At 43.8% G+C, this 9,021-nt stretch carries 11 protein-coding genes and 1 riboswitch; of the genes, 2 read left to right on the top strand and 9 right to left on the bottom strand.

Going from position 1 to position 9,021, the window contains the following annotated elements; translation table 11 throughout:
- The coding region (locus Q1J64_RS14215; RefSeq protein WP_301109752.1) for a lipoate--protein ligase family protein at window positions 1-506 on the bottom strand (506 nt) is incomplete at its 3' end.
- 148 nt (window positions 507-654) lie between these two features.
- On the opposite strand from Q1J64_RS14215, the gene Q1J64_RS14210 reads away from it, so the two are divergent.
- Both Q1J64_RS14210 and Q1J64_RS14205 read left to right on the top strand, forming a co-directional pair.
- Window positions 655-1,032: a rhodanese-like domain-containing protein gene (locus Q1J64_RS14210; protein ID WP_301109751.1), complete on the top strand. Its 378-nt coding sequence runs from the start codon at window positions 655-657 to the stop codon at window positions 1,030-1,032.
- Window positions 1,033-1,091: 59 nt separating this feature from the next.
- Complete coding sequence (locus tag Q1J64_RS14205) at window positions 1,092-2,357, top strand: ATP-binding protein (protein WP_301109749.1); 1,266 nt, start codon at window positions 1,092-1,094, stop codon at window positions 2,355-2,357.
- 49 nt (window positions 2,358-2,406) lie between these two features.
- On the opposite strand, the gene gcvPB is transcribed toward Q1J64_RS14205, so the two are convergent.
- The 8 genes from gcvPB to comGC form a co-directional block, all read right to left on the bottom strand.
- On the bottom strand, window positions 2,407-3,870 hold the full coding sequence (gene gcvPB, locus Q1J64_RS14200; protein WP_301109748.1) for an aminomethyl-transferring glycine dehydrogenase subunit GcvPB: 1,464 nt from the start codon (window positions 3,868-3,870) through the stop codon (window positions 2,407-2,409).
- Window positions 3,863-5,209, bottom strand: coding sequence for an aminomethyl-transferring glycine dehydrogenase subunit GcvPA (gcvPA, locus tag Q1J64_RS14195; RefSeq protein ID WP_301109753.1), 1,347 nt, complete (start codon window positions 5,207-5,209; stop codon window positions 3,863-3,865). Before gcvPA ends, gcvPB begins: the two co-directional genes overlap by 8 nt.
- A gap of 21 nt (window positions 5,210-5,230) precedes the next feature.
- Window positions 5,231-6,331 (bottom strand): glycine cleavage system aminomethyltransferase GcvT, encoded by a 1,101-nt coding sequence (gcvT, locus tag Q1J64_RS14190; RefSeq protein ID WP_301109747.1) that lies wholly within the window; start codon window positions 6,329-6,331, stop codon window positions 5,231-5,233.
- 144 nt (window positions 6,332-6,475) lie between these two features.
- Window positions 6,476-6,569: riboswitch (glycine riboswitch) on the bottom strand.
- A 138-nt stretch (window positions 6,570-6,707) separates the two neighbouring features.
- Window positions 6,708-7,214 carry a shikimate kinase gene (locus Q1J64_RS14185; protein WP_301109746.1) on the bottom strand — a complete coding sequence of 169 codons (507 nt, stop codon included), beginning with the start codon at window positions 7,212-7,214 and terminating at the stop codon, window positions 6,708-6,710.
- Window positions 7,215-7,376: 162 nt separating this feature from the next.
- On the bottom strand, window positions 7,377-7,823 hold the full coding sequence (comGF, locus tag Q1J64_RS14180; RefSeq protein ID WP_301109745.1) for a competence type IV pilus minor pilin ComGF: 447 nt from the start codon (window positions 7,821-7,823) through the stop codon (window positions 7,377-7,379).
- A complete protein-coding gene (locus Q1J64_RS14175; protein WP_301109744.1) occupies window positions 7,808-8,107 on the bottom strand; it encodes a hypothetical protein in 300 nt (99 codons plus the stop codon). Before Q1J64_RS14175 ends, comGF begins: the two co-directional genes overlap by 16 nt.
- Window positions 8,100-8,543 (bottom strand): prepilin-type N-terminal cleavage/methylation domain-containing protein, encoded by a 444-nt coding sequence (locus Q1J64_RS14170; RefSeq protein WP_301109743.1) that lies wholly within the window; start codon window positions 8,541-8,543, stop codon window positions 8,100-8,102. Before Q1J64_RS14170 ends, Q1J64_RS14175 begins: the two co-directional genes overlap by 8 nt.
- A complete protein-coding gene (gene comGC / locus Q1J64_RS14165; RefSeq protein WP_301109742.1) occupies window positions 8,540-8,857 on the bottom strand; it encodes a competence type IV pilus major pilin ComGC in 318 nt (105 codons plus the stop codon). The genes Q1J64_RS14170 and comGC overlap by 4 nt, the downstream gene beginning before the upstream one ends.
- Window positions 8,858-9,021: the final 164 nt, after the last annotated feature.

The following is a 9,021-nucleotide window of genomic DNA, read 5'->3' as shown; positions in this document are numbered from 1 at the left end:
GCGCTGCCCGCCACTTTCTTTCCTTCTACAACCAATTCATACCAGCTTGGCGCATCAAAGCAGACGCCGCTTTTCGGACGCCGCAGCTGATCTGTCACTTCTTCATCAGGAATTGAGAACTCTGCCTGCAGACCTAAATTACGGAACCCCTGCAATAATCCGCCAGAAATGACACGGTACGCTTCTGTGACGGAATCGGGCATATCAGGATACTGCTCGCTGACAATGACACTGTACGTCAATTCATGCTCGTGAAGCACTCCTCTGCCGCCTGTTGGTCTGCGCACAAATCCAAGTCCAAGTTCTTTTACTTTTTCCATATCAATATCTTTTTCGATCTTCTGAAAATAGCCTATCGATAACGTAGCGGGAGACCATTCGTAAAAGCGCAGAACTGGCCCAATTTCCCCACGGCTATGTAATTCCAACAGCGCCTCATCCAGCGCCATATTGTAAGAAGGTGTACACTCTCCCGAATCCACGTAGTGCCAAACCGCTTTTGTCATATTCATTCTCCTTAGTCTGTGGTATCTCATTTATGCTATATGAAATCGTGAACGAAAAAAACAATAACGCATTACATTTTAACATTCCGATTGAACTGATGCCAGATAATCTTTATAATGAAGATATAGATAAAAGGGGGAAGTTTTTTTGAATTACTTTATTTTGGGCGCAGTGGTGCTCGCAGTCATTCTGTATTTCGTAATTACATATTTACGTGTACGAAAAGCACTCAACACATTAACACAGGAACAATTTATTCAAGGATACCGCAAAGCACAACTGATTGATGTACGTGAGCCAAAAGATTTTGAAGCCGGACATATTTTAGGTGCCCGCAATATACCATTTACACAGTTTTCCCAGCGTTACAAAGAAATTCGTCCCGATAAAGAGATCTACCTTTACGATCAAAATAACAGCCGTACAGGTCGTGCAGCTTTATTCTTGAAGAAAAAAGGGTGCAATGATATTTATCAGCTGCAAGGCGGATTCAAGCAGTGGTCAGGAAAGATCAAAACAAAATAATACTATTGAATCCTCCTTTTTAGGGGGATTTATTATTTATAAAGGAGAATGACTAAACTTTGAAATCAACTTTTCTAATTCCCAGCCTACCGGAGCAATACGTAAAACTGCCACATCTGCAACCTTATGCTGAAGTCCTTCAAGCGATTTTCAGCAAACTTCAGGAGCGGTCACCAGATGATTGGAAGATTATTAATGCCGAAGAATTTCTAACCTACACTGACACAATGCTGCCGGAACTGATTCATCAAAAAAAGATCGCCTATGAATCGCTTGCACATATTTACGAAACACTGCCGAGCGAAAAAGTAATACCCGATGCGTCGGCAACAGGATTTTCCATTGAAAAGTCTGAAACAATCGACAATCAACTGCTTTTCTTCCCTGGCTATCAAATAGCTGCAGCAAAAATTACTTATTATGTGACGACAGGAGAGACTTGGTCAGAACAAATGCTTTTCGCTCCTTCTGCAGAACACGTTAGACACTTTATTCATGAACTGAATGCTATTCAAAGAGAATCCATGAAGGCAGCCATCACGTATCTAGTGGATACAGAAGAAGGCATCGGAAAGAAGACTTACGGCGCTGGCGAACAAATTGAGCGCAAGGATGTGCTGCTTGATGAAAAGCTGAAAAATGAGCTGTTCCGATCCATTGATGAGTTTTTCACTGAGGACGGACGCTTTTTTAAGGAATACGGCCTGCCGTATAAGCGCGGAATCCTGCTCTACGGGTCTCCCGGCAACGGCAAAACTACTCTTGTCCGTTCAATTACCGGAACGACCGATGCACCCGTGGTCTATTGGCAGATCACTGAATTTACAGGCAGTCATTCCGTCCAGGAGGTTTTCTCGACGGTTGAACGTCTGGCACCTGCTATTCTCGTCATTGAGGATATCGATTCCATGCCCGAACATATGCGCAGTACATTTTTGAACACATTGGATGGCGTACACGTTCGTGACGGACTCTTTATTATCGGGACAACGAATTATCCCGAACGCATCGACCCCGCCTTAATAAACCGTGCCGGACGTTTTGATAGTACCTATGAAATCACTTCACCGACAAAAAATGTACGGAAAGAATATATGCAAAAACTTGATCGTAAGAACATCCTTGATGAAAGCCATATTGAAGCAATCGCAGAACATACAAAAGATCTGTCCATTTCTCAATTAAATGAATTGTACATGTCGATCGCGCTTACCTTTCATTATGAGGGCATCATTTCTTTCAAAGAGCGCATTAAAGAATTGCAGAAACAGCATCGCCAGGCAACCCGCAATGATTGGGACAGCGATTCTTCCATCGGATTTTAATGAAATGTAAAAAAGGAGAGACGAATTTCGTCTCTCCTTTTGCTGTGTATTATGCTTCTTTCGTATAACGCAGAACCGGTTTACGTGCAGCCTTCGTTTCATCCAGGCGCCCAATTACTGTTGTGTGCGGTGCTTCCTGAACGATTTCCGGATTCTCTTCTACTTCCTTAGCGATCTGAATCATCGCTTCGATGAAAGCATCCAAAGTTTCTTTTGATTCAGTTTCCGTAGGCTCAATCATCATGCCTTCTTCTACGTTCAACGGGAAGTAGATTGTTGGCGGATGATAGCCGAAATCCAGAAGACGTTTCGCCATATCCAGCGTACGGACTCCCAATTTCTTCTGACGACGTCCTGACAATACAAACTCGTGCTTACAATGCTGCGTATACGGCAGATCGAAATATGGCTCAAGTCGGCGCATCATATAGTTGGCATTCAGCACAGCGTATTCCGTTACGGCTTTCAGGCCGTCCGGACCCATCGTGCGAATATACGTGTAAGCACGCAGATAAATACCGAAGTTGCCGTAATATGGCTTCACGCGGCCGATTGATAGCGGCACATCGTAATCCAGTACAAAACGGTCTTCTTTCTTCGTTATGACAGGCTTCGGCATAAATGCTGCCAGTTCTTCTGTTACACCGACCGGGCCTGAACCCGGGCCACCGCCGCCGTGCGGTCCAGTAAACGTCTTATGCAAGTTCAAGTGAACCGCGTCAAAGCCCATATCTCCAGGACGTGCTTTTGACATAACCGCATTCAAGTTCGCTCCGTCATAATAGAGTTTACCGCCGACACCGTGTACAATGGCAGCCATTTCCAGAATATCTTCTTCAAATAGTCCAAGTGTATTCGGATTTGTCAGCATCAATGCAGCTGTATCGCTGCCTACTTTCGCTTTCAAATCTTCCAAGTCCACTAATCCATTGTCATTCGATTTTACTGTTATCGTATCGAAGCCTGCAACTGTTGCGGATGCAGGGTTTGTGCCGTGAGCGGAGTCAGGGACAAGCACTTTAGTTCGCTCTGTATCGCCGTTTGCTTCATGGAATGCACGGATCATCATCAACGCTGTCCATTCACCATGTGCACCTGCAGCCGGCTGAAGAGTTACCGCAGGCATCCCTGTAATTTCAGCTAAATGTTCCTGCAGATCATAAGCCACTTCTAATGCACCTTGCACTGTCGACTCATCCTGCAACGGATGAACGCGGGCAAAACCTGGGAAACGGGCAACTGCTTCATTAATTTTAGGATTGTATTTCATCGTACATGAACCAAGGGGGTAGAATCCTGTATCTACACCGTGATTACGATTGGATAATGCTGTGTAATGGCGCATTATATCAAGTTCCGCAACTTCAGGCAGTTCCGCGTCTTCAGTACGGATCAGACCTTGCGGCAGGATGTTAGAAACATCTACTTCAGGTACATCTAATTCAGGAAGACTGTAACCGACCCGTCCAGCTTTTGAGATTTCAAATATGAGGGCTTGATTTTCGTTATGCATGGATAGCCTCCAGTTCTTGCACGTATGCATCGATTTCTTCTTTCGTACGTTGTTCCGTTACCGCAACCAGCGCATGATTTGCCAGGTTTTCATCCACCAGACTGAGATCATATCCGCCAATGATGCCTTGCTTCAGCAACCTTTCATTCACTTCTTTGACAGGTGCTTTGCAGTCTACAACGATTTCATTGAAATGAGAGGTACTGAACTTAACTGTAAAGCCTGCCTTCTCAAATGCAGAGCGGGCATAAGCAGTTTTTGCGATATTTTGATAAGCAATTTCTTTTATACCTTCTTTACTGAGTGCTGTCATTGCAACAGATGCTGCCAATGCATTCAAGGCTTGATTGGAACAAATATTAGATGTCGCTTTATCACGGCGGATATGCTGTTCACGGGCCTGCAGTGTCAGCACGTATCCTCTGCGTCCTTGATCATCTGTCGTTTCACCGACTAATCTGCCCGGCACTTTGCGCATCAATTTCTTTGTTACCGCGAAATAGCCACAGTGCGGGCCGCCGAATGCTTCAGCAATCCCGAAAGGCTGTGCATCCCCTACTGTAATATCTGCACCGAGTGCACCTGGAGGCGTCAAAAGTCCGAGTGAAAGCGGATTTGCAGATACAACGAAAAGTGCTCCATTGTCATGTGCAATATTGCTCATTGTCTGCAAATCTTCCACCTGACCATAAAAGTTTGGGTATTGAACAATTACTGCAGCTGTCTGATCATCAATTAATTCCTTAAGCTTTTCCACATTTGTTACACCGTCTGCATGCGGAATCGTTACTACTTCAATGGATTGTCCGCTGGCATAGGAATTCACGACGGCATGAGATTCCGAATGAACCGTCGAGGAAACTAGTAGTTTTTTACGTTTTGTATATCCCGCAGCGAGTGTTCCCGCTTCTGCCAATGCAGTTCCACCGTCATACATGGACGAGTTTGCCAGTTCCATTCCTGTCAGCTCACAGATCATCGTTTGGAATTCAAAGATCGCTTGCAGTTCCCCCTGTGAAATTTCCGGTTGATACGGTGTATACGCCGTGTAGAATTCAGAACGTGAAATTACGTGATCGACGATGACAGGCTTATAGTGATCATAGACACCTGCACCGAGGAACGAAGCATAGTCCTGCGCGTTGGCATTCTTTGCTGCCAGACGGCTAAGCTCTTTCAGTAAAGACGTTTCAGATTTCGCCTGTTTGATATTGTACTCTCCTGTAAAACGAACTTTTTCTGGAATGTCTGCAAACAATTCGTCAATAGAAGAAATTCCGATCGTTTCCAACATTTCTTTCTGATCTTGCTCTGTCATAGGAAGATAACGATGCTTCAACATATATTTACCCCTTTTCACTTATGATCTTTTATAGAAAGGTGTTGCTACTACTTTTGCTTTCAGAAGCTTTTTACGAACTTCCACTTCTACTTCTGTTCCAAGTTCAGTAAAGCCAGCCGCCAGCAGCGCAAAACCGATATTCTTTTTCAATGTAGGCGATTGAGTTCCTGTCGTCACTTCCCCAATCTCCTGTTCGCCCGACAACACCTTATAGCCCGTACGCGGAATGCCTTTATCGATCATTTCCAGTCCGACAAGTTTCCTTTCAACACCTTGCTCTTTTTGTTTCTTCAACACATCTTTTCCAATGAAATCTTCATCTTTATTCACTTTTACAACGAAACCAAGTCCCGCTTCGAGTGGAGAGATGTCCGCTGACAGTTCCTGCCCGTATAATGGCAGACCTGCTTCAAAACGCAGCGTGTCACGTGCGCCAAGTCCAGCCGGAACGACTCCTTCAGCTTCACCCGCCTGTAAGATCTTCGGCCAGAGTGCCTGAATTGCCTCAGGTGTACCGTAGATCTCAAAACCATTTTCTCCGGTATAGCCAGTGCGCGAAACAAGTACATTCTCACCGCCCACCTGAACATGCTCTTTGAAACGGAAAAACTTAATATCACTAAGCGCTTCATCTGTTAATTTCTGCAAGACCGTTTCCGCCTGTGGACCCTGAAGTGCCAACAAAGCATAATTTGAAGATTGATTATCGATAACAACATTTTCAGTTTTCTGTTTTTCCATCCAAGCGACATCTTTATCAATATTGGAGGCATTAACAACTAATAGATAGCGTTCTTCTTCGAGTTTGTAAATTAGGAAGTCATCAATTGTACCGCCCTGCTCATTACACATAACCGTATACTGAGCCTGGCCAATTTGCAGTTTCGAAACATCATTTGTCACGAGCTTCTGTAAATAATCCAGCGCTCCGCTTCCGCTGACCAATACTTCTCCCATATGCGATACATCGAAAAGTCCCGCTTTAGTCCGGACTGCTTCATGCTCTGCTTTGATGCTGGAAAATTGTACCGGCAGCTCCCATCCGCCAAAGTCGATCGTCTTTCCACCGTACTCTTTGTAACTTTCAAATAAGGGCGTGCGCAATAATTGATTCGTCAAACTGCTTCCTCCTTTGTGGTCTGTACGAATTGAACCCGCACAGTATGTATTCAATCAAAAAAGGACAAGGGTCTCCTATAAATAAGAGAACCCCTGTCCTTTTGCCTGATCGGCAGCCGGTCAAGCCGGCAATGTCCAGAGATGCGTCCTGCATACGTTTTTTTACCTGAGAGATTCATAACATTTCGTTACTTGCTCCTTCGGCGGCGCCTAATGCGCGCTCTCCCTATGCAATCATCCGCATTATTTAATTAATCTCACACTTCACTGATATCTTAACATTATAAAGAAGTAAGCGCAATCTATTTCTTATAAAGTCCACAAACCGAATGATTAACAGTGTTTATTATTAATCATCCGGTTTTCAATACAATGATTATTGATATCTTTCAATTTGGAAGATAATATACTCCGCAATTTCAGTCAAAGACTTTCCAGTAGTTTCGACAGTGAAATGACTTGCCTGCAAATATTTCGGCTTGCGTTTCTTATAAAGAGTCTCCAGTTCCATTCGCGTGGACTTCTGAACAATTGGACGGTTGACATCGGTAGATATTCTCCGCCAAATATCACGGAATGAAGCATTTAAGAAAAACACCATGCCGGTTTCTCGCATCAAACGAATATTTTCTTCTTTTACTGCCACACCTCCGCCAGTTGCGACGATACAATATTCTTCAGGGAAAGACGCTAAAAATTCCGTTTCAAGCTGGCGGAAGTAAGGTTCACCGTATTGATCGAAAATTTCAGGGATCGTCAGCTCCATCTCATCGGAAATTTCATGGTCCATATCGTAAAATGGAATGTCTGTCAGCGAATGAAGCCGCTTACCAATCGCACTCTTCCCGCACCCCATAAAACCTACTAAGTAAATCCGTTTCATTTTTATTCATCCCGTTTCATTAATTTGACTGCTTCGCGTTCATAATAGATCTCCAGCGAGTCGTATATGCCATATAAGCTATCATGCCATGAAACGAGGGAAAAAAGAAAGAGGCTTACGAAAAATAATAGAATAATGGCGAAAACGAACATCCCTCCTTTTTCATTCCGAATATAATCCAATCGCAAACGTCCTTTCTTTTTTGACACCATCCTGCCTTTCTACAGCCACTCGTAGCCGGTTTCCTTCAACTATAAACTTACAAGATGCGACATCTACCAATAAAGGTACATGTCCTTGCCCGCTGACAACTTTTCGAATGAGCTGATTATACAGCTGGATCGTTACCAGCCCTTTTTCTGTTTTGAATGAAACGCTCGTGTTCGTCGGTTCAGCAACATATTCCACTTCTTCAAGCAGCTGCTGAAGCTCCATCGAAAACAATTCCCACTCACCTAAAAAGTCGCTCTGATAACTCGATAGGATCGGTGCTTTCCAATAAAAGAAAAGTACAGTCAGCTGAATTAGAATAGAAAAAATTAGCAGCTGGATCAAGCTCTCCAGTAAAGAAAAACCTTTTTCATTCGAATGCTTCATAGGCCTATACATTTGCTGCGCACACCTCGCAACTCTTCATACGTCACACATATTTCATCCCCCATGACAGTCCATTGATAGTCATGACCATCATGCGTTCTGACCCCTGCCGTCTCTCCACCAGTTCGATAATGGATGGCTGCTTGAAAGCTTGTTTCCGCAGCAATCATCATATTTTTCTTCATGAGAACAGTGGTCGTCAAACGACTCGCCATTGGAAGCAATGAGCTGAAAATCACCATAATAATAACTAAAGACAGCATAGCTTCAGGCCATGATTGCCCTTTTTCATCCATTGATCAGCATCCTCCCCCGTTCGAACTGAAAAGTAATCGTTTTCGTTCCGGAGTTTTTCGTCCGTATCGTCAGCTTTCCTGTAGGATACATATTGCCCGAAGGCTGAAATTCCAGTTCTGCCAAGCCGGTGTTCTGCACTTTGACCATTCCTTCCGGAAAACGACCAGAAGCGAATACTGACAGATCACCGCGAAAAGATTTGTAGACGCTGCCCCCCTCAGAGAACCTTAATCTTACATGTTCCCGATGTGTTGCTGCATACAACTGTGTTTCATGAACAGTAGCCATAAAAGCCTTTAGCGCGTCTTCTTCTGACATTGCATGAAGTCGCTTCTCACTAAAAGGTAAAATGACAGCAGTGAGCACGACGAGAATTGACAATACAAGCAGCAGTTCCACGAATGTAAAACCTTGCTGCCGTTTACTTATTTTCATGGAGTTGATGATCCGACTTTTCCCTCAGCGTCCAGAGTGATCGCTGAGCCGTCCGGACATGTTGGCGCATTTGGGAGATATCCCGCACCCGTCAAATCACTGATTGTCGGGATCTTTTTTTCATCCATTTTATAAGCCTGAACCTGTCCTTCTACCATTTTAATATAGGCAGCACAACCTTTTTCATCAATAGATTTAGAGTGCTTTGTTACGTTTGGAATAGCGATCAAAACTAAGACGGTTATAATGAGAAGGACGATCATCATTTCAATTAAAGTAAAGCCTTTTTCATTGCTGTATATTTTTTTAAACAACTCATTTCCTCCTTTATATCGTGTCAATCATGCGATATACCGGCAGTAAAATCGCTAAATATGCCAATAAAATACATACTGCCAAGATACCAAATAAAGCGGGTTGCAAGATCGCAATCCATTTATTCAGTTTTTCTTCCAGCAAGTCGTTTGTATGCTCACTG

The sequence above is a fragment of the Sporosarcina sp. genome, from assembly GCF_029257255.1.
Taxonomy (GTDB): domain Bacteria; phylum Bacillota; class Bacilli; order Bacillales_A; family Planococcaceae; genus Sporosarcina.
The sequence above is the reverse complement of the archived record's forward strand: the minus strand, read 5'-3'. Positions and strand labels throughout refer to the sequence as shown.

What these genes read in the sequence shown, in the direction of transcription:
- comGF (WP_301109745.1), bottom strand. Translation starts at nt 7,823, where the DNA reads ATGTATAGGCCTATGAAGCATTCGAATGAAAAAGGTTTTTCTTTACTG.
- gcvPB (WP_301109748.1), bottom strand. Translation starts at nt 3,870, where the DNA reads ATGCATAACGAAAATCAAGCCCTCATATTTGAAATCTCAAAAGCTGGA.
- Q1J64_RS14185 (WP_301109746.1), bottom strand. Translation starts at nt 7,214, where the DNA reads ATGAAACGGATTTACTTAGTAGGTTTTATGGGGTGCGGGAAGAGTGCG.
- Q1J64_RS14175 (WP_301109744.1), bottom strand. Translation starts at nt 8,107, where the DNA reads ATGGATGAAAAAGGGCAATCATGGCCTGAAGCTATGCTGTCTTTAGTT.
- Q1J64_RS14170 (WP_301109743.1), bottom strand. Translation starts at nt 8,543, where the DNA reads ATGAAAATAAGTAAACGGCAGCAAGGTTTTACATTCGTGGAACTGCTG.